Consider the following 26,478-nt stretch of genomic DNA (forward strand, 5'->3'; position numbering starts at 1 on the left):
GACCATGATCTCTCACGCCGTGTCACGTCGCCCCGCCCGCACCGCCGTCGTCGCCCTCGGGGCCGGGCTCCTGCTGGCGGGCTGCTCCCTCGGGGACGGCCCGCAGAAGAAGGCGACGGCCGACGCCACGGTCACCGAGGCCGTCACGGCGGTGGAGGTCACGGGCGCCCGGGCCGGCTCGATCGAGGTCACCGCCGGAAACGGGGCCGGAGTCACGGTCCGCCGGACCGTCCACTACCGCGGGGACACCGCCCCGACGCCCGGACAGCGGGTCACCGCGGGCGTGCTCACCTTCTCCAGCGGCTGCGACGCCACCTGTTTCATCGACTACCGCCTGGAGGTCCCGGCCTCCGCCACGGTCAGGCTGGAGAGCAGCAGCGGCCGCATCACGGTCACGGGCGTGGCGGCGGCCGAGCTGACGGCCGACTCCGGTGAGGTCCGGGCCGACCGCGTCACGGGCCCGCTGAAGGCCACCACCTCCTCGGGCGGGATCACCGCCACCGGCCTGTCCGGCCCGAGCGCGGACGTCCACTCGGAATCGGGTGACGCCCGCCTGCACTTCGCGGTGGCCCCGTCCTCGGTCCGCGCCGAAACCACCTCGGGCGACGTCATCCTGAAGGTCCCCCCGGCCCCCTACCAGCTCGCGGTCACCACCACCTCCGGCACCCGCGACGTCACTGTCCCCGCGGACCCCTCGGCTCCCTCCCGCCTCGCGGCGAAGACCACCTCGGGCAACGTCCGCGTCTCCACACCGGCCGGCTGACCCCTCAGCCGTTCGCCCCGGGCGAACGGCTGTTGGGGAACAACGGGCGGCGCACATGCATTGAGTCGGCATAGCTCAACTTCACTGCCGGAGGGAAGATCATGGCTTCGACGTCCGTAACGCTCACTCTGCCCGTGCTGCCGCTCGACGACGAGGTCGTGCTGCCTGGGATGGTCGTTCCGCTGGACCTGTCCGACGCCGAGGTGCGCGGGGCCGTGGAGGCGGCCCAGGCCGCGGCGGGCAGCGGCGGGAAGCCCCGAGTGCTGCTCGTGCCGCGGATCGACGGGAAGTACGCGGGCACGGGTGTGCTCGGGACCGTCGAGCAGGTGGGGAGGCTCTCCGACGGGGATCCCGGCGCGCTCATCCGCGGCCGCGGCCGCGTCCGCATCGGCGCCGGTACGACCGGACCCGGGGCCGCACTGTGGGTCGAGGGCGAGACCGTCACCGAGCACGTGCCGGACCCGTTGCCGGGTGCGGTCGCCGAGCTCGTCAAGGAGTACAAGGCGCTCGCCACCAGCTGGCTCAAGAAGCGCGGGGCCTGGCAGGTCGTCGACCGGGTCCAGCAGATCGAAGGGGTGTCGGCGCTCGCCGACAACTCCGGGTACTCGCCGTTCCTGACGGTCGAGCAGAAGGTCGAACTGCTGGAGACCGCCGACCCCGTCGCGCGGCTCAAGCTGGCCGTCAAGGCACTCAGCGACCACCTCGCCGAACAGGACGTCGCCGAATCCATCGCCAAGGACGTACAGGACGGCGTCGACAAGCAGCAGCGCGAGTTCCTGCTGCGCCGGCAGCTGGAGGCCGTCCGCAAGGAGCTGCGCGAGCTGAACGGGGAGAAGGAGGGCGAGGAGTCCGACGACTACCGCAGCCGCGTCGAGGCCGCGGACCTCCCCGAGAAGGTCCGCGAGGCCGCGCTCAAGGAGGTCGACAAGCTGGAGCGGGCCAGCGACCAGAGCCCGGAGGGCTCCTGGATCCGCACCTGGCTGGACACCGTCCTGGAGCTGCCCTGGAACGAGCGCACCGAGGACCGGTACGACATCCAGGGCGCGCGCGCCGTCCTCGACGCCGAACACGCCGGGCTGAGCGACGTGAAGGACCGCATCACCGAGTACCTCGCCGTGCGCAAGCGGCGCACCGAGCGCGGCATGGGCGTCATCGGCGGCCGCCGCGGCGGAGCCGTCCTCGCGCTCGTCGGACCGCCCGGAGTCGGCAAGACCTCGCTCGGCGAGTCCGTCGCCCACGCCATGGGCCGCAAGTTCGTCCGGGTCGCGCTCGGCGGCGTACGCGACGAGGCCGAGGTACGAGGACACCGCCGGACCTACGTCGGCGCCCTGCCCGGCCGCATCGTCCGGGCCATCAAGGAGGCCGGGTCGATGAACCCGGTCGTCCTGCTCGACGAGATCGACAAGGTCGGCTCCGACTTCCGCGGGGACCCGGCCGCCGCCCTCCTGGAGGTCCTGGACCCGGCCCAGAACCACACCTTCCGGGACCACTACCTGGAGGTGGAGCTCGACCTCAGCGACGTGGTGTTCCTGGCCACCGCCAACGTCCTGGAGGCCATCCCGGAGGCCCTGGCCGACCGCATGGAGCTGGTCCGCCTCGACGGGTACACCGAGGACGAGAAGGTCGTCATCGCCCGCGACCACCTGCTGCCCCGCCAGCTGGAGCGCGCCGGCCTCGGCGCCGACGAGGTGGTCCTGCAGGAGGAGGCGTTCAGGAAGCTCGCCGGCGAGTACACCCGCGAAGCGGGCGTACGGACCCTGGAGCGGTCCATCGCACGGCTGCTCCGCAAGGTGGCCTCGCAGCACGAACTGGGCGAGCGCGAGCTGCCCTTCAGTATCGGCGCCGACGACCTGCGCGCCCTGATCGGACGCCCGCACCACGTGCCGGAGTCCGCCCAGGACCCGGCGGAGCGGCGTACCGCGGTCCCCGGCGTGGCCACCGGCCTCGCCGTGACCGGCGCGGGCGGCGACGTGCTGTTCGTGGAGGCCTCGCTGGCCGACCCCGAGACGGGCGCGGCCGGTCTGACCCTCACCGGCCAGCTCGGTGACGTCATGAAGGAGTCCGCGCAGATCGCGCTCAGCTTCCTGCGCTCGCACGGCGCCGAACTGGAACTCCCGGTGGCAGACCTGAAGGACCGGGGCGTGCACATCCACTTCCCGGCGGGCGCGGTGCCCAAGGACGGGCCGAGCGCGGGCATCACCATGACGACGGCGCTCGCCTCGCTGCTCTCCGGGCGCCAGGTGCGCACGGACGTGGCCATGACCGGCGAGGTCTCGCTGACCGGGCGGGTCCTGCCGATCGGCGGGGTCAAGCAGAAGCTGCTGGCCGCGCACCGGGCCGGGCTGACCACCGTCATCATCCCCAAGCGCAACGAGGCCGACCTGGACGACGTCCCGGCCGAGGTGCTGGAGGGGCTGGAAGTACACCCGGTGACGGATGTGCGCCAGGTCCTGGAGCTCGCCCTGGCCGGGACCCGGGCCCGGACGGAAGTGCCCTACACCACCGCCGCGTAGGGGCGGGAAGCGGCGCCCGGGTCCCCTCCCCCAGACTCCGTCCGGGGGGACCCCCAGGCGGGGCCCCGGGCCGTCGGCGTGTCCGCTGCGAAATACTGGCGGCCCAACACACCACAGAGGGAGCCGGACGTGCACGGGAGCGAAGACCAGGAGTTCCTTGCCTTGGAGCGGGAGCTGTCCGTCTTCCTCCGGCGCGCCCGCGCCTCCTCCGGCGAGATGGCCCGCGAGCTCCACCCCGAGCTCGAACCCGCCGCGTACGGACTCCTCACCCGCCTGGAGGCGGCCGGCCGGCAGCGGGCCACCGAGCTCGCCGCGTACTTCGGCGTCGGCAAGGCCACCATGAGCCGCCAGTTGCGGGCCCTGGAGGTGCTGGGCCTGGTCGCCCGCGAGCCGGACCCCGCCGACGGCCGGGCCTTCCTGGTCGGCCTCACCGAGGAGGGCCGCGAGCGGTTCCTGCGGGTACGGGACGCGCGGCGCGAGCAGTACATGCGCAAGCTCGCCGACTGGGACCGCGGCGAGGTGGCGGAACTGGCCCGGCTGCTCAACCAGCTGAACGCGGGCGAGGAGTAGGCCCCGAGCAGTCCCGGGGCCGCTCCGGGCAAGCGCCGCGGCAGCCGCGGCGCAGCCCTACAGCTCCGCGTAGACCACCGACGCGTCGTCGTGCCGCTTGCCCCGGCCCGACGGGCGCGCCGGGTCGGACTCGATGGCGCGGACCCGGCCGATCAGCCCCTGCGCGCCTTCCTTCCGCAGCACCGCCAGGCACTGCGACCAGTCGCCCTCCTCGAACGTGTCCGTCCACCGGCTCGCCCCGTCCGTGAGCGCGGCCACCGCCCGGACCCGCCCGCGCGGGGTGCGCCCCGTCACCGCCCGGGCCGCCACCGCCGGATCGGCGGCCGCCGTGAAGAAGCCGCCCTCCGCGTTCCGCAGCGTGTCCGCCGCCTCCGCCGACCGCAGCATGTGCGGCGGGACCCGGTCCAGCCGGTCGTCGAGCACGGCCGTGACCTCTCCGCCCGGAGCCTGCAGGAGCAGTACGGAGTCCGAGAGCACGAGGTGCTCCACGTACGCCTCGTCCCAGCGGACGACGACCACCGTCGCCTGCGGCGTGCGGACGTGAGAAAGGTCACAGGTGTCCCGGTGTGCCTCGGCCGTGGAGCGGACGGCCTCCGCCAGGATCCGGTCCAGCGGCATGTCCCGCCGCGATCCGGACAGTTCGGTCAATCGGCCGCCGAGCCGGGTCGCGAACCACGGCACTCCGTGCACGCATCCGTCGTCGCCGCGCGGCGGGGTGACCCCGTCCAGGACGACCACGACGCCGCCGCCCGAGGCGGGGATCGCGGCCGACACCCAGTCCTCATTGGGGCGTTCCTCGTTACCGGGGGCCGAAGCGAGGTCGATGCGCATGCCATCATTCTGCCGGGCGCGGGGGTCCGGTGCGCGGGTAGGTACGTACCAATGCGGGCGGGGCGGGCGAGAGCGGCCCCGCACGCCCGGCGGGAGCCCCGCCGAGGCCCCGCGGCGTGTGGGCGGGCATACTGCCAAAGCCCGCGTGGATCTTTCAACCGTCCGTCCATGGACGCGCCCTGACATCCGGTGTCCGAGTTGGTCGCCAACTCATCCGTGATGTTCACTCGTTCGAGTGGCCGGGTGGGCGATGTGCGGCTCTCTTCCCATCGCACTGCAAAGGTCTGAGGCGGTACGGGGGAGCGGGGCGCGTTTACTTGTTGACCGGCCGTTACCTCGGCCACACGAGTAGACGAGCAAGAGCACACGTACAGGATTGCGAGCACCGGTGCAGAAGAAGCGGTCTCGGAAGAACGGCACCGCCACCGACGGCCCGGCCCCCGCAGGACGCCGCGTCCGCGTGCGCCGCAGGCTGGTCGTAGGCGTGGCCGTCGCCGGTCTCACCGTCCTCGCGGCAGGCAGCCCAGCCGTCGTCTCCGCCACGAGGGAACTGAACGACTCCCAGCGCCTGGTCACCCTCGCGGAGCAGACCCGGCAGACCCTCACCCTCGCCCACCTCCTCGGGGACGAGCGCGACGCCGTCGTCGAGTACGCCGCCAAGGGCCGCCCCGGCGGGGCCAAGGGCCCCGTCCAGGAACGCGCCGCCCGCACCGACCGGCAGCTCGCCGAGGTCCAGGCCGACGCCGACGAGCCGACCGCCCTGGCCCTCGCCCGCGTCCAGGCCGTCCGCGCCGAGGCCGTCGACGGCAAGGGCAGCGCCCTCGCCGCCCACCAGGCCTACGCCGGAGTCATCGCGGAACTCCTCGCCCCCGGCGACCGGCTCGCCGAACTGACCCCGCCGCGCGCCGTGGCCGCCCTCGCCACCACCCGCCCGATGGCCCCGCTGGGCCAGGCGGTCGACCAGGCCTCGGCCACCCGTGGACTGCTGCTCGCCGCACTGGCCGTCCCCCGCGGCGAGCAGCTCCCCAACTCCGCCGTGGCCGACGAACTCAGCACCGCCGCCCAGCGCTCGCGCGTACGGGAACAGGCCGCGCTGGACGACTTCGCGCGGGCCGCGCGGCCCGACGTACGCCAGACCCTCGCCGCCACCGTCACCGGACCCGAGGTCAAGGCGGCCGACGACCACCTCAAGCGGCTGACCGAGCGGCCCACGCTCTCGGCCGCCGACCGCAAGGCCGACGGGGCCGCCGTCGGCTCCGCGCTCACCGCCCGCATAGACCGCATGCGGTCCGTCGAATCCACCCTCGCGGGACAGCGGGCCTCCGCGCTCGCCGCCCTGCGCGACGACGACGTGACCCGGCTCGAGACCATCATCGCGGTGATGGGCCTGCTGTTCCTGATCGCCGTGGGCGTCTCGACCGCCGTGGCCCGCTCGCTGACCCGGCCGCTGTCCGTCCTGCGCCGTGGCGCGGAGCGGCTGGCGACGCCGGAGGGCTCCGTGGAGCCGGTCCGGTTCACGGGCCGCAACGACGAGTTCGCCGAGGTCGTACGCCACCTGAACGCGGTCCGGGACCAGACCGTCTCCCTGCACACCCGCATCGCGGGGCTCGACGCAGACCGGCGCCGCATCATCGGCCGCAACGAGGCGCTCGCCTCGGGCCGCGAGGTGCTGGAGGAGGAGCTGACGGCGCTGCGCGCAGGGCTCGAAGAGCACCGCCGCATCATGTCGACGACCTCCGTCTCGCTGTCGCTGCGGACCCTGGGCCTGGTGGAGCGCCAGCTCGCGGTCATCGAGGAACTGGAGTCCAAGGAACAGGACCCGGACCGGCTGGCGACCCTCTTCAAGCTCGACCACCTGGCCACCGTGATGCGCCGCCACAACGAGAACCTGCTGGTCCTCGCCGGTCAGGAGCACGGCCACGGCCAGGGACTGCCGGTACCGCTGGTCGACGTCATGCGGGCCGCCGTCAGCGAGATCGAGCGCTACGAGCGCGTCGACCTCGCCGCGCTGCCCTCGCACACCCAGGTCGCCGGGCACGCGGCCGACGACATTTCGCACGTCCTGGCCGAGCTGCTGGAGAACGCGACGACCTTCTCGCCGCCGGACGCCAAGGTGAAGGTGTCCGGGTGGCTGCTGGACTCCGGTGACGTGGTGCTGTCCGTCGTCGACGCGGGCATCGGGGTCACCGAGGACCGGCTGGAAGCACTGAACTCCCGGCTGGCCACGCCCGAGGCCTACGACGAGGAGCCGGAGGCGGAACACGGCCTGGGCCTCGGCCTGTACGTGGCCGGACGCCTCGCGGCGCGCCACGGGGTCACCGCGGAGCTGCGCGCCCCGCGGGACGGCGGCACCGAGGCCCTGGTGGTCGTCCCGGCCGCGCTGCTGCCCGCGACCCCGCCGGCCTCCCCGGTGCACACCCTGGCCACGCAGGGCGGGCCCGCGCTGCACCTGCCCGGCGTGATCGCCGAGGCGAACGAGAACACGCTTCACAGCCGCCTGCGCGGCGAGGCGGCGTCCGCTGCCGGAGAGCCGGAGCCCGGCCTGGAGCCGGAGCCGGAATCGGAGCTCGACCCGGAGCCGGAGCCCGGGCCGGACGGGGCCGGTCTGCCGGACGAGGCCCCGGCCGCCGAGGCGGAGCCCGTCGCCGCTGCTGTCGCCGCCGAGCCGGAGTCCGCGCCCGAGGCCGACGCCGCCGCTCCGGTGGACGGCCCGCTGCCGCCCGCCGAGCAGATCTTCACCGTCCCGGCCCCGGCGGCGGACCCGGAGCCGAACCCGGCCGCGGAGGTCCCGGCCGGGCCCGGTCCCGAGGAGCGGCTGCTCGCGCGGGTCGTCCCCGACGCGGACGCGGCCGCCTCCGGGGCGGCGGACCCCGAGCCGGGGATCCCGGCCGCGGCGCACGATGCCGGGCAGGGTGCCGACGTACGGGAATCCGACCCCGAGCCGGATCCGCACAGCCATGCCACCGCCGCCGAGGAGGACTGGCTCCCCCGCCAGGGCAGCCACCCCGCCGACCCCGCCGAGGCGGAGCCCGTCACCGACAAGGGCCTGCCGAAGCGGACCCCGCGGTCCGTCCCCGTCCCTCGCGTCAGTGACGACGGACCGTCCGAGCCGCCGCGCCGGGTCGACGCCGACGAACTGCGCCGCCGCCTCGGCGGGTTCTACCAGGGCGCCCAGGACGGGCGCCGCGTGGCCGCGGCCGAGATCGCGCGGGACACGGGGCGCGAGCACACGCAGGACCCGGAACAGGAACAGGAACAGGAACAGGGCCACACCGACCAGGGGGACACCGCACAGGAGGCACGCACATGACCGCGCCCAGTACGTACGGACTGAGCACCCAGGCCCGCAACCTGCAATGGCTGCTGACCGACCTGGTCAAGGAGGTACCCGGCGTCACCTCCGTCGCCGTCGTCTCCTCGGACGGGCTCCTGCTCCTGTCCTCGGACCCCGTGACGGACGGCGCCGCCACCGCCCCGCAGGCCAGGAGCAAGGGGCCGCGGGGCGCCTCCGCCGACCTGGCCACCATCATCTCCGGCCTGGGCAGCCTCACCACCGGTGCGGCCGCCCTGATGGACGGCGGCTCCGTCAAACAGACCATGGTGGCGATGGAGCACGGCTCCGTCTTCGTCATGGCCATCAGCGACGGCTCGCTGCTGGGCGTGCACGCCGCCCCCGACTGCGACATGAGCGTCGTCGCCTACCACATGGCCTTGTTCGTGGGCCGCGCCGGCCACGTCCTGACCCCCGAAGTCCGCAGTGAGCTGCGCCAGTCGATGGAGAAGACCCCGTGAGGAGCCAGGCCTCCGACCGGCTGCCGATACGCGGCGCCGATCGCCGACCCGCCCGCGTACGCCCGTACTCCCTCACGGGAGGACGTACCCGGTTCACAGAGGTCCTGCTGGTGGAGACCTTCGTCGCCGCCCTGGACACCAAGGTGTCCGAGCCGCAGAAGCCCGACCGCGTGCCCGAGCTGCCCGCCATCGTCGAGGTGTGCCGCCGCATGCGCACGATCGCCGAGATCGCCGCGCTGCTGAAGCTGCCGCTCGGTGTGGTCCGCGTCCTGGTCAGCGACCTCGCCGACCAGGGCAGGATCCGCGTCTACGGGACGGGCCACGGCACGGGCCGGCCCGAACGCGCGCTGCTCGAAAGGGTGCTCAGTGGTCTTCGCCGTCTCTGAAACGCCCGTGGCGGACGTGTCGGGCGTGGCGGACGACGAGGCCGTCCAGCCCTGGCAGTACGACCGTTCCCGTGCGCCCGTCGCCGTCAAGGTGCTCGTCGCGGGCGGCTTCGGCGTCGGCAAGACCACCTTCGTCTCCTCCCTCTCCGAGATCACCCCGCTGCGCACCGAGGCGGTGATGACCCAGGCCAGCGTCCCGACCGACGACCTGTCCGCGACCCCGGACAAGAACACCACCACCGTCGCGATGGACTTCGGCCGCGTCACCCTCGACGACGACCTCGTCCTCTACGTGTACGGGACCCCGGGCCAGGAGCGGTTCTGGTTCATGTGGGACGACCTGGTGCGCGGGGCCATCGGCGGCATCGTGCTGGCCGACACCCGCCGGCTGCGCGACTGCTTCCCCGCGCTCGACTACTTCGAGAGCTGCGGGCTGCCCTACGCCGTCGCCGTCAACCACTTCGAGGGCACCGAGTCGTACGAGCCCGAGGACGTGCGCGAGGCGCTCACCATCCCGCCGGACGTGCCCGTCGTGATCATGGACGCGCGGAGCCGCCGCACGGTCGTCGAATCCCTGCTGACCCTGGTGGACCACGCCCTCGCCGGCACTCCCGAAGAGAGAACGTGACAGATGCGCAGGATACTTGTCGTCGGAGCCGGCCAGTCCGGTCTCCAGCTCGCCCTCGGACTCCAGTCGAAGGGGTACGAGGTCACCCTCATGTCCAACCGGACGGCGGACGAGATCCGCACCGGGCGGGTCATGTCCACGCAGGTCATGTTCGACACGGCCCTGCAGCACGAGCGCGACCTCCAGCTCAACTTCTGGGAGCAGCAGGCCCCGAAGATCGAGGGCCTCGGCGTCTCCGTCGCCGCCCCCGACTCCGGCCGCGCCATCGACTGGCTGGGCCACCTCAAGGGGTACGCGCAGTCCGTCGACCAGCGCGTGAAGATGGCCGGCTGGCTCGACACCTTCGTGCAGCGCGGCGGCCAGCTGGTCATCCACGGCGCGTCCGTCGCCGACCTCGACTACTTCTCCCGCACGTACGACCTGGTGCTGGTGGCCGCCGGCAAGGGCGAGCTGGTGTCGATGTTCGGCCGGGACGCGGCCCGCTCCCCGTACGACGCCCCGCAGCGCGCCCTCGCCGTCAGCTACGTGCACGGGCTCGGCCCGCGGCCGGAGCACCCGCAGACCGAGGCCGTCCGGTGCAACCTGGTCCCGGGCGTCGGCGAGCTGTTCGTCATGCCGACCCTCACCACCTCGGGGCGGGCGGACATCCTGTTCTGGGAAGGCATCCCGGGCGGTCCGCTGGACGCCTTCAAGGGCGTCACGGACCCGGCGGCGCACCTGGCGCTCACGCTGGAACTGATGGAGAAGTTCACGCCGTGGGAGCACGCGCGTGCCACGGAGGTGGAGCTGACGGACGCGGGCGCCACGCTCGCCGGCCGCTACGCGCCGGTGGTCCGCGGGCCCATCGGGCGCCTGCCGGGCGGCGGGCTGGTGCTGGGCGTCGCGGACGTGGTCGTCGCCAACGACCCGATCACCGGCCAGGGCTCGAACTCCGCCGCCAAGTGCGCGGCCTCGTACCTCTCGTCGATCCTGATGCACGGGGAGAACCCGTTCGACGAGGCGTGGATGAAGGCGACCTTCGACAAGTACTGGTTCACCACGGGCAAGCCGGTGACCCAGTGGACGAACGCGATGCTCGGCGTCCCGCCGGAGCACGTGCTGAACCTGATCGGCGCGGCCGGGGAGCTCCAGCCGGTGGCGAATCGATTCGCCAATGGCTTCGACAACCCGGCCGACTTCGACACGTACTTCTTCGACCCCGAGGACACGGCGGACTACCTGGCGGAGGTCGCTTCGTCCACCGCCTCCGCCGCGGCCTCCGTCGGCGCCTCCTCTTCCGAATAACCGGTGTCGTCCCCCGCCGTCGCGCCCTCGGGGAGCGACGGCGGGGTGAATTCCGCGAGCGGCGTCCCGTCGGGGTCGGGCCGTACGGCCCCGAGCAGTGGGTTGGCGGCGATCGGCGAGACCTTGACCTTCGCGCCCGGCCGCGGCGCCTGGATGACCTTCCCGTCGCCCACGTACAAGCCCACGTGGGTGGCCTTGGGGAAGTACACGACCAGATCCCCGGGCCGCAGCTGGTCCAGCGGCACCTTCGGCAGCCGGGCCCACTGCTCCTGGCTGGTACGGGGGATGGCGCGGCCCGCGTGCGCCCAGGCCTGCGAGGTCAGCCCGGAGCAGTCGAAGGACGCCGGACCCTCGGCGCCCCACACGTACGGTTTACCGATCTGCGCGGCCGCGTAGGTGAGGGCCGCGCCGCCGGCGGCCGTGGGGGTACCGGAGCGGGTGGGGAGCCGGCCGGAGGCCACCAGCTCCCGCTGCGCGGTGGCGGTGTCACGGGCCTCCCGTGCGCCGAGCTGTGCGAGCTGCTCGGCGGTCAGGGAGGCGAGCACCCGCTCGACCTCCTTGAGCTGCACCGCGACCTCGTCCTTCCGCTGCCTGCGCTGCGCGGCCAGCGCCCGCTGGGAGTCCAGCGCCTTGCGCGCCTGGGCGGCGAGGGCGTCGGCCGCCCGCTCGCCGCGCGTGAGCCGCTTCAGTACGGCGGCCTGCCGCGCGCCCTCGCGGGCGACGAGGCGGCGCTGGTCCAAGGCGGCCTGCGGGTTCCCGGCCAACAGCATCCGGGCGTACGGGGAGAGGCCGCGGCTGCCTTGGTACTGCTCCCGGGCGAGCCGCCCGAGCAGGGCCTTCTCGGAACCGAGGGCGCTGCGGGCCTTGCCGGACTCGGCAGTGAGCCGCCGCTCCTCCTCCTGGCGTGAGGTGAGGGCGGCGTCGGTGGCGTTGTACGCCTCGGCGGCCTCCTCGGTCTTCTGGTAGAGCCCCTGCAGACGGGTGAGGAGCACCCCGACGTTCTCACCGGGCAGCGGTTCGGCACGGACGGCGGGCAGGGGCCCGGCCGTGAGGAGCACCGCGGCGATACAGACGGCACGAAGCAGCCGATGGGACAATGTGATCACCTCCGAGGCCGCCGATGCTGCCACGCCCGGTATGACGAATCCCCGAGCGGCATCGGCGGGCCTCGGGCACTCACCCGGTTGGCGGGGGGCGGGGCGGGGGCGGGCGTCCCGCCCCTCCCGAAGCCACCGACCAACCCCACCCCACCCCGCAACCCCACCCCCCTGTAACAACCCCGTTGCCGGAACTGTGGGGTCCGCCATAGGCGGTGTGGTCCCGGCCTGGTGGACTCGGCGGATGGCGCTCCTGCTTCTGCTGCTCATTCCGGCCGGGCTGGTCGCGGCCTTCGGGCTCTTCGGCTACGGCCTCGTCACCCTCGGCCGGACCGGGCGGCGGCGTACCGGCCGTCCGGTGTGGAAGCGGGGCCTCGCCGCCCTCCTGGCCGGTGTCGCCGCCGCCTTCTACACGTGGGGCCTGCTGTACGTCGCCGGCGCGGTGGTGGACGCGGAAGACGGCGGCACCGATTCCTCGCCGCTCCGGCCCTGTCGGACGCCGGGCCAGTGGGAGCGGGCGCTGACGGTCGTCGACTACACCGTGGACTACGTGCCCCTCCGCTTCGTCTGCGAGACGACGGGCGGCGGGCGGTACGCCGCCGAGTCCGTGCCCGGCTACATCAACCCGGCCGCGCTCGGCTTCGCGCTGGCCGCCGCCGTGTGCGCCGGCGCCGCGGCCCTCGAATCGGAGCGCCGTGTCCGGGAGGACCCGGCCGTGTGATGCGCGAGCCCCTGTGCCGTCAGCCGCGCAGGAGACGGCTCTTGGCCGTCGCGAACTCCTCCGGGGTCAGCAGGCCTTCCCGGGCCAGGTCGGCCAGTTGCCGTAGCTCCGCCACCAGGCCCGCCGGGGGAGTGGCTCCACCCGGAGGCATACCCACCGGGGAGCCGGCCTCCGGCTCCCACTCCGGCTCCGCCCGCTCCGCCTCCCACGCCTCCGGTTCCGGCTCCGCCTCCACCGGCTCCACCGCCCCCGCCGGTGTCCAGCGCACCCCGTGCCGTGGCTCGTCCGCCCTCACCGTGCCCTCCGTCGCGCCCACCGCGCGCGCCAGCAGGCCCCGTAGCAGCGGGCGGCCCGGCGGGCGGTCCGCGGACCGCACCGTCACTCCCACCGGCCTGATGAACATCAGGCCACGCCCATCCGGGGATCGGCCGGGATCCGGTCCACCGGGATGCGGACCGAACCCACGATCCGGCCGCCCGCCGCCCGTACGGCGATCGCCGCGTCCTCGGCCCACACGTGTTCGACCACCAGCAGCAGCGCGCAGCTCCCGCGCTCCAGCAGCCCCGCCGACTCCTGTACGTCCTCCGGCCCGATCAGCCGTGCCACGTCCCGGCCCGTCAGCAGGCCCCGTAGCTCAACGAACTCGTCGAACTCGGCGGCCAGGACCTCCCCCGCCGCCGTCCTCGTGACCACGAGCCCGTCGATCAGCCGGACCACCCCGGTCTTGCGCAGGCCCATCACGGCCTCGACCGCCGGCACCCGAAGCTGCTCCTCCGGGAAGGCGAGCACGATGAATTCCACAGGTCCCATAAGGCTCGGCTCCGCTTCCGACCGTTTGTGACGACTCCTCGGCACACTATGGCATAACCGGACATAACATCCGCCGCTTGCTACGTTTCGCGTATGACCGCTCTGACGGCAGAGGTGGCGGAGCCCGCCCCGCCCCCGCCCCCCGACGCCCGCGCCCCCAAGCGCCGCGGCGTCGAGCTGACGCTCCTCGCCGGCGCCGTCCTGATCTCCGTCCTCGGCCACCTCTACGTCGGCCTCGCCACCACCGGCCACATCCCGCGCCCCGCCGCGCACTACGCCAGCGGCCTCGCCGCGGCCGCCCTGCTCGCGCACGTCGCCGTACGCCTGCGCGCCCCGTACGCCGACCCCCTCGTGCTGCCGATCGCCGTACTGCTCAACGGACTCGGCCTCGTCCTGATCCAGCGCCTCGACGCGACCACCCCCGCCCACCTCACCGCCGACGACCAACTCCTCTGGTCAGCCCTCGGGATGGGGCTCTTCGTACTCGTCGTCGCGGCGCTGCGCGACCACCGCACGCTCCAGCGGTACGCGTACCTCTCCGTCACCGCCGCCCTCGGGCTGATGCTCGTCCCCGTCTTCTTCCCGGCGGTCAACGGCGCCCACATCTGGATCCGTTTCGCCGGACTCTCCTTCCAGCCGGGGGAGTTCGCCAAGATCCTGCTCGCCGTCTTCTTCGCCTCCTACCTCGCCGCGAACCGCACCGCCCTCGCCCTCACCGGCCGCCGCCTCTTCTGGAAGCTGCGCCTGCTCCCCGGCCGCGTCCTCGGCCCGATCCTCACGATCTGGCTGCTCAGCGTCGGCGTGCTGGTCCTGGAGCGCGACCTCGGGACCTCGCTGCTGTTCTTCGGACTGTTCGTGATCATGCTGTTCACCGCCACCGGCCGGATCGGCTGGATCGCGATCGGGCTGCTGCTCGCCGCCCTCGGCGCGTACGCCGTCGGGACCTTCGAACCGCACGTGAACAGTCGCGTGGACGACTGGCTGAACCCCTTCGCTTCCATCGAGCGCGGCGAGGGCCCCGGCCAGCTCGCCCAGTCCCTCTTCGCCTTCGCCGCCGGCGGCCTGCTCGGCGCCGGGCTCGGCCACGGCCAGTCCTTCCTCATCGGCTTCGCCGCCAAGTCCGACTTCATCCTCGCCACCGCCGGCGAGGAGCTCGGCCTCGTCGGCCTCGCCGCGATCCTGCTCCTCTACGGGCTCCTCGTCGCCCGCGGCTTCCGGGCCGGGCTCGCGCTGCGCGACCCCTTCGGCCGGCTGCTCGCCACCGGTCTCGCCTCGATCGTCGCGCTCCAGGTGTTCGTCATCGCGGGCGGAGTCACCGGCCTCATCCCGCTGACCGGCATGGCCATGCCCTTCCTCGCCCAGGGCGGCTCCTCCGTCGTCACCAACTGGATCATCGTCGCCCTCCTCGTCCGGCTCAGCGACAGCGCGCGCAGACCGCGCCCCGCGCAGCGGGCCGCGGGCCCGGACAGCGCCCGCCCGGAGGCCGCCGCGTGATCCGCTACATCCGCTGGTGCGCGTACTTCTGCGCCCTCCTGCTCGTCGCCCTGCTGGTCAACATCGGGCGCGTGCAGGTCTGGGAGGCCGCCGCCTACGGGGCGAATCCGGCCAACAAGCGCCCCGCCATCGAGCGCTACGCGCAGCCGCGCGGGAACATCCTGGTCGACGGGCGTCCCGTCACCGGCTCCCGCGACAGCGGCCAACTGCTGCGCTACGAGCGGACGTACGCGAACGGCCCGCTGTACGCGCCCGTCACCGGCTTCTCCTCGCAGACGTACGGGACCAGCTTCGTCGAGCGCGCCGAGGACGCGATCCTCTCGGGCACCGACCCCGGGCTCTCCGCCTTCCCGCTCTGGTACGACCTCGCCCGCGGCCGCCCGGCCGGCGGGAACGCGGCCACCACCATCCGGGCGGGCGTGCAGCGGGCCGCGTACGCCGGGCTCGCGGGCAAGCGCGGCGCGGTGGCCGCCGTGGAGCCGGCCACCGGGAAGATCCTCGCGCTGGTCAGCAGCCCTTCGTACGATCCGTCCGTGCTCTCCGGTACGGGTGCGCGGGTCAAGCAGGCCTGGGCCCGGCTGAACGCGGACCCGGCCCGGCCGATGCTCAACCGGGCGCTGCGCGAGACCTACCCGCCCGGCTCCACCTTCAAGATCGTGACGGCGGCGGCCGCCCTCGACGCGGGCGTGGTCGCCGATGCGGACGCGCCGACGCAGACCCCGGACCCGTACCCGCTGCCCGGTACCAGCACCCTGCTGCCGAACGCGGCCACGGGCTGCCAGGACGCCTCGATGGCGGAGGCGGTGCAGTGGTCCTGCAACACGGTGATGGCGAAGATCGGGGTGCGGGTCGGGCTGCGCCGGATGGTGGCGGCGGCGGAGCGGTTCGGGTTCAACGGCGGCGGGCTGCGGGTGCCTTCGTGGGTGTCCCGGTCGAACTTCGACACCGACATGAGCCAGGACCAGCTGGCCCTGTCCTCGATCGGGCAGTTCAACACGAGGGCGACGCCGCTGCAGATGGCGATGGTGGCGGCGGCGGTCGCGGGGGGCGGGGAGCTGAAGTCCCCGTACCTGGTGGAGCGGACGACGCAGGACGACGGGTCGCCGGTGCGGCGCGGCGACCAGCGCAGCCTGGGCCGGGCCATGAATCCGGCCACCGCGCTGCGGCTGCAGGGGCTGATGGTGAAGGTGGTGGAGAACGGGACGGGGAAGAACGCGGCGATCCCGGGCGCGGTGGTCGGCGGCAAGACCGGCACCGCGCAGCACGGCGTGGGCAACGCGGGGACCCCCTACGCGTGGTTCATCTCCTGGGCCAAGGCAGACGGGGCGCCGATGCCGGGGGTCGCGGTGGCGGTGGTGGTCGAGGACGCGGCGGCGGACCGCGGAGACATCAGCGGGAACCTGGCCGCCGCGCCGATCGCGCGGGCGGTGATGGAGGCGGCGCTGTCCGCACGGTGAAGCGGGGCGGACCTGGGGGGGAAGCGGCGGACGGGGCTAGGCGGCCCCGTCGGCTATGGCGGCCTCGACCTCCGCCACCCGCTCCGATTCCTCGGCCGCGAACCGCACGCGGTCGAGGGCCTCGGCGATCTCCTCGTCCTCGCGCATCAGCAGGTCCAGATTCGAGTCGCCCATCTCGAAGACGCCCATCTCCAGGTACGCCTTCTGCAGCCGCTCGCCCCACAGTCCGATGTCCTTCACGCAGGGCACGATCCGGCTGAACAGCAGCTTGCGGAAGAGCGCCAGGAACTCCGACTGCTCGCTGAACTGCTCCGCCTCCTTCTTCGGGATGCCGAAGTTCTCCAGCACCTCCACCCCGCGCAGCCGGTCCCGCATCAGGTAGCAGCCCTCGATCACGAACTCCTCGCGCTCGCGCCGTTCGGCGTCGGTGAGCTGCTTGTAGTAATCGCGCAGCGCCATCCGCCCGAAGGCCACGTGCCGGGCCTCGTCCTGCATCACGTACGCCAGGATCTGCTTCGGCAGCGGCTTGTCGGTCGTGTCGCGGATCATCCCGAAGGCGGCCAGCGCCAGCCCCTCGATGAGCACCTGCATGCCCAGGTACGGCATGTCCCAGCGGGAGTCGCGCAGGGTGTCGCCCAGCAGCGCCTGGAGGCTGTTGTTGATCGGGTACAGCATCCCGACCTTCTCGTGCAGGAAGCGCCCGAAGACCTCGGCGTGCCGGGCCTCGTCCATGGTCTGCGTGGCGGAGTAGAACTTCGCGTCGAGGTCCGGCACCGACTCCACGATGCGCGCCGCGCACACCATCGCGCCCTGTTCACCGTGCAGGAACTGGCTGAACTGCCAGGAGGCGTAGTGCCGGCGCAGCTCGCCCTTGTCCTTCTCGGTGAGCTTGGCCCAGTGCCGCGTCCCGTACAGCGTCAGTGCCTCGTCCGGGGCGCCCAGCGGGTCGTACGGGTCCACCTCGATGTCCCAGGAGATGCGCTTGGCGCCGTCCCACTGCTTGTCCTTGCCCTTCTGGTAGAGCGCGAGGAGCCGCTCGCGGCCCTCGTCGTACTCCCAGCTGAAGCGGGCCGAGCCGGTGGCGGGGATCTGCCAGACGCCCTCGCCCGGGTCCTTGGTGTAGAGCTCGTGCGTCGACACTGACGCCTCCTCGTCTCACGTACTTCCGCACAGGACTGGACAGTTGGCAGCGTCACACGTTGGTAGACGCGCGGTCAACAAGTCGTGCGCGAGGGATTGACGACCTTGCTGACAGGCAGTCTCATAAGCAATGACCGCCGGTAACCCAACGAGCGAGGTATCCGAAGCCATGACGACCGTGACCGACCGAACCGCGCTGAGGGACGCACTCGGCCTGCTCAAGGACCGCGAGCAGATCGCCGAACGGCTGCTCGAATCCTCCGCCAGGCACTCCTTCGACCCGGACAAGGAACTCGACTGGGACGCCCCGATGGTCGAGGGCAAGTACTACTGGCCGCCGGAGCTGCTGTCCCTCTACGACACCCCGCTCTGGAAGAAGATGGGCGAGGAGCAGCGCATCGACCTCTCCCGCCACGAGGCGGCGGCGCTCGGCTCGCTCGGCATCTGGTTCGAGATCATCCTCATGCAGCTCCTCGTCCGCCACATCTACGACAAGTCCCTGACCAGCAGCCACGTGCGCTACGCGCTCACCGAGATCGCCGACGAGTGCCGCCACTCGATGATGTTCGCCCGCATGATCGAGAAGGCCGGCGCTCCGGCGTACCCCGTCTCCCGCGTCAACCACAACCTCGCCCGCATCCTCAAGACGGTCTCCACCACCCCCGGCTCCTTCGCCTGCACCCTCCTCGGCGAGGAGATCCTCGACTGGATGCAGCGCCTGACCTTCCCGGACGAGCGCGTCCAGCCCCTCGTCCGCGGCGTGACCCGCATCCACGTCATCGAGGAGGCCCGGCACGTCCGGTACGCCCGCGAGGAACTGCGCCGCCAGATGCTGACGGCCCCGCGCTGGGAACAGGAACTCACCCGGATCAGCTGCGGCGAGGCGGCCCGCGTCTTCTCCCTCGCCTTCGTCAACCCGGCCGTCTACGAGAACATCGGCCTGGACCGCCGCGAAGCCGTCGCCCAGGTCAAGGCGAGCGGCCACCGCCGCGAGGTCATGCAGACCGGCGCCAAGCGGCTCACCGATTTCCTGGAAGACATCGGCATCCTGCGCGGACCCGGCCGCCGGCTGTGGAAGAGCTCGGGCCTCCTGGCGTAGGAAGGTCGTCTACGCTGCGGGCATGACCGTACGCGCCTACCGCAGACTGAGCGTCGAGGAGCGGCGAGCCCAACTCCTCGACGCCGCCCTGTCGTTGTTCGCGCACCGGGCGCCGGAGGACGTCTCGCTCGACGACGTCGCCGAGGCCGCCGGGGTCTCGCGCCCCCTCGTCTACCGGTACTTCCCGGGCGGCAAGCAGCAGCTCTACGAGGCCGCCCTGCGCTCTGCGGCGGACGTCCTCGAACTGTGCTTCGCCGAACCCCAGGAAGGCCCCCTGACCCAGCGGCTCACCCGGGCCCTCGACCGGTACCTGGCCTTCGTCGACGAACACGACGCCGGCTTCTCGGCCCTCCTCCAGGGCGGCAGCGTCGTGGAGACCTCGCGCACCACCGCGACGGTCGACGGCATCCGGCGCGCGGCGGCCGAACAGATCCTCTTCCACCTGTCCGTGCCCGCCCCCGGGCCGCGCCTGCGCATGATGGTCCGCACGTGGATCACGGCCGTCGAGGCCGCCTCCCTCATCTGGATCGACGAGGGCAAGCAGCCGGAGGTCGAGTCCCTGCGGGACTGGCTGGTGGACCAGTTCGTCGCGCTGCTGACCGCCACGGCGGCCACGGACCCGGAGACGGCCGCCGCGGCCCGCGCCGCCCTGGCCCTGGAATCGGCGGACGGCCCGGTCGGCGTCCTGGCCCGCCGCGTCATCCCGGTGGTCTCCGAGGCCGCCCACCTGCTGTGACACTGGTGGGGTGAAAAGCGAACCGACCCCCTTCGAGGGCGGCCCGATGGACGGCCGGGTCCTCCCGATCCTCCTCGGCCCGACCGGACACCCCCCGAAGTGGTACGAGATCCCGGTCCCGGCACCCGACGGCGGCGCCCCGACGGTCCTGCTGTACGAGCGCGTCCCGGCGGGCTACTCCAAGCGCCTGGGCCTCCAGAAGGGCTGGAAGTACACCTTCGCCCCCTCGGGCCAGAAGCCCAAGGTCCGCTGGCCCTGGACCAAGTCCCCCCGCCCGTAACCGCTGCCGCTGCGCGTCCGGGGCGCCGGCACTGCTTCCCGCCGCGGCGGGGGCGGGCACGGTGAAGGTGTCCGCCCCGCTCGTCGACGGTTCCTACGAGCCCGGAAGCGACAGCACCGCCAGCGCCCCGCCGCCCTCCGCCCGCCGGAACTCCAGCCGTGCCCCGATCGCCTCCGCCTGCCCGGCGGCGATCGTCAGGCCCAGCCCGTGCCCCTTCGACCTCTCCCCGGTGCGGAACCGCTGCGGACCGTGCGCCAGCAGGTAGTCGGGGAACCCGTCCCCGTGGTCCCGTACGGTCACCACCGGCCCGTTCACCGTCAGGACCACCGGCTCCCGCCCGTGCTTGTGCGCATTGGCCACCAGGTTCCCGAGCACCCGCTCCAGCCTCCGCCGGTCCGTCTCCACGTGCGCGTCCCGGACGACCACGACCTCCGTCCGCGTCCCCGAGGCCCGCACCACCCGCCCCGCCAGCCGCCCCAGCTGGTGCAGATCGGTCTCCACCGCCTCGCTGCCCGAGTCCAGCCGCGAGATCTCCAGCAGGTCCTCCGTCAGCTGCCGCATCGTCCGCACCCGCTCCCGCACCAGCTCCGTCGGCCGCCCCTCCGGCAACAGCTCCGACGCCGCCTGCAACCCGGTCAGCGGCGTGCGCAGCTCATGTGCCACGTCCGCCGTGAACCGCCGCTCGCCCTCCAGCTTCTCCTGCAGGGTCGCCGCCATCGTGTCCAGCGCCCCGGCCACCGTCGCCACCTCGTCCTGGTGCCGTGAAGGGTCCTTCGTCCGGGGATCGCCCACCCGCGCGTCCAGGTCGCCCTGCGTGATCCGCCGGGCCACCGTCGCCGTCTGGTGCAGCCGCCGCGTCACCCGCGTCACCGCGAACGCGCCGACCAGCAGCGTCCCGCCGATCGCCAGGACCGACGACCCGATGATCGCGTTGTCCAGCCCGTTGATGGTGCGCGCGCTCTGCTCGTAGTCGACGACGGTGGCCAGCGCCCGCCCGTCCGCCGGCGCCGCCGCCCACATCGTCGGGCGGCCCCGGTGGTCGGCCAGGACCGTCCCGCGGTACCCGCTGACGGCCAGCGCACGCAACCGCGGCGGCAGCCCCGCGGGATCCAGCCCCGACTCCGGCGGCAGCGCCTCGCCGTCCTCGTACGCCTGCGAGGCGTCGTCCAGCTTGGCGAGCGCCTTCTCGCGCGCCGCGGCCACGGTCTGGCGGGTCACCTCGACGTGCACGAGCGCCCCCAGCGCGGCCGCCAGCGAGCAGCACATCACCACGATGAAGCACGCCGCCTTCCAGGTCAGCGTCGCCGTCCAGGCGGGCAGCCAGGGCCTCACGGCGTACCCGGCCCGCCCGTGCCCGGGCCGGACGGACTCGCCGGGCCCTGCGGACCGCCCGGCACCCGTACGATCTGCTCCCGCGTCGGCAGCATGGTGAGCTGCTTCTCGTCCCAGGACCAGGCGGTGATCAGCTCGTAGCCGTTGTTCCCGCTGGGCGCGCGCAGGACCACGTCACGCCCGGCCAGGTCCACGGAGATGACGGTCTGCGTGGTCGCCATGATCCGGTTGAGCCGGCCGTGCTCGTCCGCCGTGTACACCCGTACCGACATCATCTTGTCCGGGAACTCGATGCCGACGATCAGCTCGTCCTCGCCGTTGCCCGTGAGGTCCCGGTAGTACGGCGCCAGCACCGGGCACGCCTCGGGCTCCGCGTCCTGCTTGCCGCAGTCCTTGATCGCGGCCGCGGTCCGGGGCGGCATCCCGTCCGCGCCGACGTCCGTCTTCGGATGGGCCCGCAGCTCCGCCTGGACGATGGCCACCGGGTCGACGCCGCGCACGTCCTGGTCCCGGACGGGCGGGATCCCCTTGACGTACTCGGGCGGGGCTCCGCCCGGATCGGCCGGCGGTACGACGGCGCCCTGACGGTCGGGCCACAGGTGTACGGGCCCGCTCGCGGTCGGCGCCCTGCCCGCGCCGGCCAGTTCGCCGCCGTCGCCGCACCCCGCCAGCAGGGTCACCAGGGCGAGCACCGTGAGTGCCGGTGCCGCGGAGGCGGTGGCTGTGGCGGCGGCCGAGCGGAATGAAAGCGCTTTCACGGACCCCGACGTCCTCCTGTCCGCGCGGTGCGAGATCGATCTCGGCAACCTTATGCAGAGGTATGACGTTTTCGCTCGCGGCTTTCCCCGCCTGCGGACGGCGCCCGCGCCTCAGCCCTCGGTCCGCCCGCGCCGCAGCATCGCGAAGCCGAGCCCGGCGGCGCCGACGGCCGCGATGCCGCCGCCCGCGGCGAGCAGCAGCACGCCCTCGCCCGGTCCGTCGGCCAGTGTGTTCAGGCGCTGCACCCCGGCCGGGCCGGTGGCGACGGCCCCGATGCCGCCGCCCGCCGCCTTCGACGCCGACGCGGGGACGACCTGCCGGCTGCGGGTGCCCGTCTTGTGGCCCTCGCCCCCGACGGCGTGCGCGACGGCCCCGGCGGGAGCGCCGCCCACCCAGGACGTCAGCCGCCCGTCGGACTCCAGCGAGGCGTGCAGTTCCCCGGCACTGCCGAAGCCCGTGATGCCGTCATGGCTGGTCAGGGTGGTGGCCTTGTAGCCCTCGGCGGTCAGGATGTCCGCCTGGTACGCGCCGTCGGCGATGCGGTAGACCTTCGCCGTGGAGGTGCCGTCCGCGAGGGCGAGGCTCTTGACCAGAACCCCCCGCGGGCCCGCGGAGTGCGCGGCCGAGGCCGCGGGCACGCCTTCGGCCAGAGCGGCGGCCGTGGGCAGCGCCAGCAGACTTCCGGCGCACGCGGTCACGGCGGCGGCGCGAACGACGGTGCGGCGGCTGACGGTGCTCACGGGAAGCCCTTCGGTGCTGTTCGGAGCCTGGCGGGTCCAGGTGCGACCAACTTAGGGGGCGGCCGTTGCGGCGGCGCCCCGTTCGTGTAACAGCGGTGTCGCAGGGTCACGTCGGAGTCGTTACACAACCGGGGGATTGCCGTGCGGCGTCCCGGCTGCTCCCATGGAGCGCGGGGGTGAGGGCGATGAGGGGACTCAAGGTACTGCCGAGCGGCCGGCCCGGCCGCGGCCGGCTGTATGTCAACCTGCCCGACGGGCAGGCGGTGGCCTGGTACGACCGGCAGGCGAACCGGATCAGCGTGCTCGCGGACGACCATCGGGAGGCGATCCTGGCGGTGTTACGGCCCTATCTCAGCGGCACGGTCTCGATCGGGCCGCCCCCCGTACCCACGGCCGCCGACCTGGCCGGCCTCGCCCTCCCGCCGGACGCGGACCTGGCTCCCAACCGCCCCGGCGAGGCCCTGCTGGGGGAGCTGGAACACGGCCCGGCGGGCAGCCGGACCCGGCACCGGCTGCGCCAGGACCTGGCCGCCCAGCAGCGGACGGGCGACGTCTGCGACGCCCTGGAGGCGCAGGGCTGGCGGATCCTGCACTGCGTCCCGCTCCCGGGAACGGGCCGCATCGACCACCTGCTCATCGGCCCGGCCGGGATCTTCTGCGTCCGTTCGGTCCCGGGCCGCCGCCAGCGCGCGGTGGTCGGAGACCTGCTGCTCACGGTCGGCCGCGCGGAACCCCGCCCGGACCCGCGCTGGGCCCGCCGCGCGGCGGCCCGCGCCACCCTCGCCCTGACGGCCCAGGTCACCCCCGCCCTGGCGGTGGCCGACGCCTCCCGCGTCGAGGTGGCCCCCACCGTCCGCGACATCCGGGTCCTGCAGCCCCCGACGGCCGCCGCGGACCTCACCGGATCCGAGGTCGCCCTCAAACCCCCGGACATCGAGGCCCTGTTCACGCTCGCCCGCGACGCGAGAACGTGGCTGGGCGGGTCCGGCCGCGGCATCAGCGGCTTCGGCGGCTGAGGCCGGGGAGCCGGGGGCGCCGGGTGACCGGGTAGGGGCAGCGGCGCAGGGCCCCGCCCGGCCCCAACCGGTCCCGCCCGGGTCAGGCGGAGGTGCGCTTCCGGGGCGCCGCCTTCTTCGTGGCGGCGGCCGTCTTCTTCGCGGCCGCCGAAGTGGACTTGGTCGCCGCCGTCTTGGCCGTCTTGGCCGCCTTGGCAGTCTTGGCCGCCGACTTCGTCGTCTTCGTGGACTTGGCGGCGGCCGCGGTCCTCTTCGTCGCGCCGGAGGCCGTCTTCTTCGCCGAAGCCGCCGTCGACTTCTTCCCGCCCACCGACTTCGGCGCGGCGGCGGCCGCCCTGCGCCGGATCGGCGTCACGTCGGCCTCCACCCCGGCCTCCGCCGCGGAGGTCTCGCCCCGCGAGGCCTTGGCCTCCTTCACGCTCTTCTCCAGCGCCGCCATCAGGTCGATCACCTTGCCCCCGGCCGGCTCCACGACGGCCTCGGCCGGCTCGAACGCGCCACCCGCCTTCGCCGCGATCATCGCCTCCACTGCATCCCGGTAGTCGTCGTGCAGCGAGGACATCTCCACCTCGCCGAGCGTCGCCATCAGCGCGTCCGCCAGGTCGAGTTCGGCCTCCCGTACGGACACGTCCGCCTCCGGCGCCACCCCCTCCGGCGCCCGGATCTCGTCCGGCCACAGCAGCCCGTGCATCGCGATCACGTCGTCGACGACCCGCAGCATGCCCAGCCGCTCCCGCCCCCGCAGCGCGTACTTGGCGATCGCGACCTTCCGGCTCCGCTTCAGCGCCTCCCGCAGCAGCGTGTAAGGCTTCGCCGCCGTCGCCCCGTTCGCCGCGAGATAGTACGCCGCGTCCATCTGGAGGGGATCGATCTCCTCCGCCGGCACGAACGACATGATCTCGATCGTCCTGGCCGTCGCGATCGGCAGCTGCCCCAGGTCCTCATCGGTGATCGGGATGAGCGACCCGTCGGCCTCCTCGTACCCCTTGCCGATCTCGGTGCCCGGCACCTCCTCGCCGTCCAGCTCGCACACCTTGCGGTAGCGGATCCGCCCGCCGTCGGCGAGATGGATCTGGCGGAAGGAGATCGAGTGGCTCTCGGTGGCGTTCACGAGCTTGATCGGAATGCTGACCAGGCCGAAGGAGATCGCCCCGTTCCAAATGGATCGCACGGTTCCTCCTGATTCGTGGCAGTCTCATCGTATGACGCCGATCACATTGGTGGAGGGCCGTCGCATCACGCTCAGCAACCTCGACAAGGTCCTGTATCCGGAGACCGGCTTCACCAAGGGCGAGGTGCTCCACTACTACGCCACCGTGGCGGGCTCCCTCCTCGCCCACATCCACGACCGGCCGGTGTCCTTCCTGCGCTATCCCGACGGTCCGGACGGCCAGCTCTTCTTCACCAAGAACCCGCCGCCCGGCGCACCCGCCTGGGTGAAGACCACCCCCGTCCCCCGTTCCGAGGACCTCTCCGCCGAACAGGTGGTCGTCGCGGACATGGCCACCCTGATGTGGTCCGCCAACCTCGTCGTGGAGTTCCACACCCCCCAGTGGCCCGCCGGCGCCCCCGCGGTCGCCGACCGGATGGTCCTCGACCTCGACCCCGGCGCGCCCGCCTCCGTCGTCGAGTGCTGCGCCGCCGCGCTCTGGCTGCGCGACCGGCTCGCCGCCGACGGCCTGCACGCCTACGCCAAGACCTCCGGCTCCAAGGGCATGCACCTGGCCGTGCCCCTGGAGCCGACCCCGTCCGGGCAGGTGTCGGCGTACGCGAAGCTCCTCGCCCAGGAGGCCGAGCGCGAGCTCCCCGACCTGATCGTCCACCGCATGGCCAAGGCCCTGCGCCCCGGCAAGGTCTTCGTCGACCACAGCCAGAACGCCGCCGCCAAGACCACCGCCGCCCCCTACACGCTGCGCGCGCGGGCCCGCCCGACCGTGTCCGCGCCGGTGTCCTGGGAGGAGGTGGCGGCCTGCCGGACCCCCGCCGACCTGGTCTTCCTCGCCGACGACATCGGTCCGCGGCTGGAGCGCGACGGGGACATCTTCGGCCCGATGCTCAACCCCGCCCTGGCCGGCCGGCTGCCCGGAGTGCGGGGAGCCGGGCCGTGATCCTGGTCGCGCTGGCCGCCGCCGTACGGACCCTGCCGCGCGGGGCGGGCCTGGCGTACGAGCCGAAGTTCGACGGCCACCGCCTGGTCGTCGTGCGCTCCGAGGCGGACGTGGCGCTGCAGGCGCGCTCCGGCCGGATGGTGACGAGCGCCTTCCCCGATCTGGCCGCGGCCGCACGCCAGTTGCCCGCCGGAACGGTCCTGGACGGCGAGGTGGTGGTCTGGCACGCGGGCCGGACGGACTTCGCGCTGGTGCAGCGGCGGGCGGCGGCCACGCCCGCGCGGGCCGCCGTACTGGCCCAGAGCCTGCCGGCCTCGTACGCCGCCTTCGACGTACTGGAACTGGCCGGGCTCGACCTGCGCGGGCGTACGTACGAGCGCCGCCGTGCGCTCCTGGTCGACCTGCTGCTGCCGCTCGGGCCGCCGCTGCAGCCGGTGCCCATGACGACCGACCCGGAACTGGCCGCCACCTGGTACGAGACCCTGCCCGCCAGCGGTGTCGAGGGCCTGGTCATCAAGCGGCTCGACCAGACCTACCCGGCCGGGCGGCGCGGCTGGCAGAAGCTCCGGCACACGGACGTCCGCGACGCCGCGGTGGTCGGCTACACCGGCACCCCGCGCCGCCCGCTCGCCCTGGTGCTCGTGCTGCCGGTCGGGGACGAGACCCCGACGGTGTCGAGCCCGCTGACGGCGGCCCTGCGGGCGGAGGTGGCGGCGGCCGTCGCCGACCGCGCGCAGGCCGCGCAGGCCGGGGCGACCGTCACCGCGATCGGGCTCGGCGAGGTCCCCTACCGCCCGCTGGACCCGCCGCTGGCGGCGGAGGTCCGCCACGCCTCGGCCCGGCATCCGCCGCCGGAGGTGCTGCGGCTGCGGACAGACCTCTGAGCCGCGCGGGAGGCGCGGTTCAGAGGGTGAGGTGAGGT

At 73.4% G+C, this 26,478-nt stretch carries 26 protein-coding genes; 17 read left to right on the forward strand and 9 right to left on the reverse strand.

Going from position 1 to position 26,478, the window contains the following annotated elements; translation table 11 throughout:
• Positions 1-4 precede the first annotated feature (4 nt).
• The 3 genes from OG429_RS25670 (at position 5) to OG429_RS25680 (ending at position 3,846) form a co-directional block, all read left to right on the forward strand.
• Positions 5-763 carry a DUF4097 family beta strand repeat-containing protein gene (locus OG429_RS25670; protein WP_328927612.1) on the forward strand — a complete coding sequence of 253 codons (759 nt, stop codon included), beginning with the start codon at positions 5-7 and terminating at the stop codon, positions 761-763.
• Positions 764-864: 101 nt separating this feature from the next.
• On the forward strand, positions 865-3,276 hold the full coding sequence (gene lon / locus OG429_RS25675; protein ID WP_328927613.1) for an endopeptidase La: 2,412 nt from the start codon (positions 865-867) through the stop codon (positions 3,274-3,276).
• Between the two features lie 129 nt (positions 3,277-3,405).
• Positions 3,406-3,846, forward strand: coding sequence for a MarR family winged helix-turn-helix transcriptional regulator (locus OG429_RS25680; protein ID WP_328927614.1), 441 nt, complete (start codon positions 3,406-3,408; stop codon positions 3,844-3,846).
• A gap of 57 nt (positions 3,847-3,903) precedes the next feature.
• Here the strand turns inward: OG429_RS25680 and OG429_RS25685 are convergent, their stop codons facing one another.
• Positions 3,904-4,677, reverse strand: coding sequence for a protein phosphatase 2C domain-containing protein (locus OG429_RS25685; RefSeq protein WP_328927615.1), 774 nt, complete (start codon positions 4,675-4,677; stop codon positions 3,904-3,906).
• A gap of 388 nt (positions 4,678-5,065) precedes the next feature.
• On the opposite strand from OG429_RS25685, the gene OG429_RS25690 reads away from it, so the two are divergent.
• The 5 genes from OG429_RS25690 to OG429_RS25710 are packed head-to-tail and all read left to right on the forward strand — an operon-like array spanning position 5,066 to position 10,767.
• Positions 5,066-7,987 carry a sensor histidine kinase gene (locus OG429_RS25690; RefSeq protein ID WP_328927616.1) on the forward strand — a complete coding sequence of 974 codons (2,922 nt, stop codon included), beginning with the start codon at positions 5,066-5,068 and terminating at the stop codon, positions 7,985-7,987.
• The gene (locus tag OG429_RS25695) at positions 7,984-8,469 is read left to right on the forward strand and encodes a roadblock/LC7 domain-containing protein (protein WP_328927617.1); all 486 of its coding nucleotides are present in this window, start codon (positions 7,984-7,986) and stop codon (positions 8,467-8,469) included. Before OG429_RS25690 ends, OG429_RS25695 begins: the two co-directional genes overlap by 4 nt.
• A complete protein-coding gene (locus tag OG429_RS25700) occupies positions 8,466-8,855 on the forward strand; it encodes a DUF742 domain-containing protein (RefSeq protein ID WP_328927618.1) in 390 nt (129 codons plus the stop codon). The genes OG429_RS25695 and OG429_RS25700 overlap by 4 nt, the downstream gene beginning before the upstream one ends.
• A gap of 7 nt (positions 8,856-8,862) precedes the next feature.
• Positions 8,863-9,483 carry a GTP-binding protein gene (locus OG429_RS25705; protein WP_328927619.1) on the forward strand — a complete coding sequence of 207 codons (621 nt, stop codon included), beginning with the start codon at positions 8,863-8,865 and terminating at the stop codon, positions 9,481-9,483.
• A gap of 3 nt (positions 9,484-9,486) precedes the next feature.
• Positions 9,487-10,767, forward strand: coding sequence for a styrene monooxygenase/indole monooxygenase family protein (locus tag OG429_RS25710; RefSeq protein ID WP_328927620.1), 1,281 nt, complete (start codon positions 9,487-9,489; stop codon positions 10,765-10,767).
• On the opposite strand, the gene OG429_RS25715 is transcribed toward OG429_RS25710, so the two are convergent.
• Complete coding sequence (locus OG429_RS25715; RefSeq protein WP_328927621.1) at positions 10,698-11,864, reverse strand: C40 family peptidase; 1,167 nt, start codon at positions 11,862-11,864, stop codon at positions 10,698-10,700. The two genes, OG429_RS25710 and OG429_RS25715, sit on opposite strands and share 70 nt — an antisense overlap.
• A 244-nt stretch (positions 11,865-12,108) precedes the next feature.
• Between OG429_RS25715 and OG429_RS25720 the strand changes: the two genes are divergently transcribed.
• Positions 12,109-12,585, forward strand: coding sequence for a hypothetical protein (locus OG429_RS25720; protein ID WP_328927622.1), 477 nt, complete (start codon positions 12,109-12,111; stop codon positions 12,583-12,585).
• 19 nt (positions 12,586-12,604) lie between these two features.
• Here OG429_RS25720 and OG429_RS25725 read toward each other — a convergent pair whose 3' ends face one another.
• Both OG429_RS25725 and OG429_RS25730 read right to left on the reverse strand, forming a co-directional pair.
• Entirely contained in the window at positions 12,605-12,961 is a 357-nt protein-coding gene (locus OG429_RS25725; protein ID WP_328927623.1) for an SHOCT domain-containing protein, read from the reverse strand.
• A 26-nt stretch (positions 12,962-12,987) separates the two neighbouring features.
• Positions 12,988-13,395, reverse strand: coding sequence for a DUF6325 family protein (locus tag OG429_RS25730; protein ID WP_328927624.1), 408 nt, complete (start codon positions 13,393-13,395; stop codon positions 12,988-12,990).
• 93 nt (positions 13,396-13,488) lie between these two features.
• Between OG429_RS25730 and OG429_RS25735 the strand changes: the two genes are divergently transcribed.
• Both OG429_RS25735 and OG429_RS25740 read left to right on the forward strand, forming a co-directional pair.
• Positions 13,489-14,889 (forward strand): FtsW/RodA/SpoVE family cell cycle protein, encoded by a 1,401-nt coding sequence (locus tag OG429_RS25735; protein ID WP_328927625.1) that lies wholly within the window; start codon positions 13,489-13,491, stop codon positions 14,887-14,889.
• The gene (locus OG429_RS25740; RefSeq protein ID WP_328927626.1) at positions 14,886-16,346 is read left to right on the forward strand and encodes a penicillin-binding transpeptidase domain-containing protein; all 1,461 of its coding nucleotides are present in this window, start codon (positions 14,886-14,888) and stop codon (positions 16,344-16,346) included. Before OG429_RS25735 ends, OG429_RS25740 begins: the two co-directional genes overlap by 4 nt.
• Positions 16,347-16,382: 36 nt before the next feature.
• On the opposite strand, the gene OG429_RS25745 is transcribed toward OG429_RS25740, so the two are convergent.
• Complete coding sequence (locus OG429_RS25745; protein ID WP_328927627.1) at positions 16,383-17,486, reverse strand: ferritin-like domain-containing protein; 1,104 nt, start codon at positions 17,484-17,486, stop codon at positions 16,383-16,385.
• 169 nt (positions 17,487-17,655) lie between these two features.
• Between OG429_RS25745 and OG429_RS25750 the strand changes: the two genes are divergently transcribed.
• Genes OG429_RS25750 through OG429_RS25760 form a run of 3 tightly spaced genes read left to right on the forward strand, consistent with a single transcriptional unit; the run spans position 17,656 to position 19,601 of the window.
• Positions 17,656-18,585 carry an AurF N-oxygenase family protein gene (locus OG429_RS25750; protein ID WP_328927628.1) on the forward strand — a complete coding sequence of 310 codons (930 nt, stop codon included), beginning with the start codon at positions 17,656-17,658 and terminating at the stop codon, positions 18,583-18,585.
• Between the two features lie 22 nt (positions 18,586-18,607).
• Positions 18,608-19,321 (forward strand): TetR/AcrR family transcriptional regulator, encoded by a 714-nt coding sequence (locus OG429_RS25755; protein ID WP_328927629.1) that lies wholly within the window; start codon positions 18,608-18,610, stop codon positions 19,319-19,321.
• Positions 19,322-19,331: 10 nt separating this feature from the next.
• Positions 19,332-19,601, forward strand: a complete 270-nt coding sequence (locus tag OG429_RS25760; RefSeq protein WP_328927630.1) for a hypothetical protein — start codon at positions 19,332-19,334, stop codon at positions 19,599-19,601.
• A 93-nt stretch (positions 19,602-19,694) separates the two neighbouring features.
• Here OG429_RS25760 and OG429_RS25765 read toward each other — a convergent pair whose 3' ends face one another.
• The 3 genes from OG429_RS25765 to OG429_RS25775 all read right to left on the reverse strand — a co-directional run bounded on the left by OG429_RS25765 (position 19,695) and on the right by OG429_RS25775 (position 22,432).
• Positions 19,695-20,933: a HAMP domain-containing sensor histidine kinase gene (locus tag OG429_RS25765; RefSeq protein ID WP_328927631.1), complete on the reverse strand. Its 1,239-nt coding sequence runs from the start codon at positions 20,931-20,933 to the stop codon at positions 19,695-19,697.
• Entirely contained in the window at positions 20,930-21,691 is a 762-nt protein-coding gene (locus OG429_RS25770; RefSeq protein ID WP_328927632.1) for a hypothetical protein, read from the reverse strand. Before OG429_RS25770 ends, OG429_RS25765 begins: the two co-directional genes overlap by 4 nt.
• Positions 21,692-21,802: 111 nt before the next feature.
• Positions 21,803-22,432 (reverse strand): hypothetical protein, encoded by a 630-nt coding sequence (locus tag OG429_RS25775; protein ID WP_328927633.1) that lies wholly within the window; start codon positions 22,430-22,432, stop codon positions 21,803-21,805.
• Positions 22,433-22,617: 185 nt separating this feature from the next.
• Here OG429_RS25775 and OG429_RS25780 point away from each other — a divergent pair, with 185 nt between their 5' ends.
• Positions 22,618-23,448: a nuclease-related domain-containing protein gene (locus OG429_RS25780; RefSeq protein WP_328927634.1), complete on the forward strand. Its 831-nt coding sequence runs from the start codon at positions 22,618-22,620 to the stop codon at positions 23,446-23,448.
• An 82-nt stretch (positions 23,449-23,530) separates the two neighbouring features.
• Here OG429_RS25780 and ku read toward each other — a convergent pair whose 3' ends face one another.
• On the reverse strand, positions 23,531-24,619 hold the full coding sequence (gene ku / locus OG429_RS25785) for a non-homologous end joining protein Ku (protein ID WP_328927635.1): 1,089 nt from the start codon (positions 24,617-24,619) through the stop codon (positions 23,531-23,533).
• Between the two features lie 31 nt (positions 24,620-24,650).
• Between ku and ligD the strand changes: the two genes are divergently transcribed.
• Entirely contained in the window at positions 24,651-25,556 is a 906-nt protein-coding gene (ligD, locus tag OG429_RS25790; RefSeq protein WP_328927636.1) for a non-homologous end-joining DNA ligase, read from the forward strand.
• Positions 25,556-26,440 carry an ATP-dependent DNA ligase gene (locus OG429_RS25795; RefSeq protein ID WP_328930419.1) on the forward strand — a complete coding sequence of 295 codons (885 nt, stop codon included), beginning with the start codon at positions 25,556-25,558 and terminating at the stop codon, positions 26,438-26,440. The genes ligD and OG429_RS25795 overlap by 1 nt, the downstream gene beginning before the upstream one ends.
• Positions 26,441-26,478: the final 38 nt, after the last annotated feature.

The organism is Streptomyces sp. NBC_00190 (assembly GCF_036203305.1).
Lineage (GTDB): Bacteria > Actinomycetota > Actinomycetes > Streptomycetales > Streptomycetaceae > Streptomyces.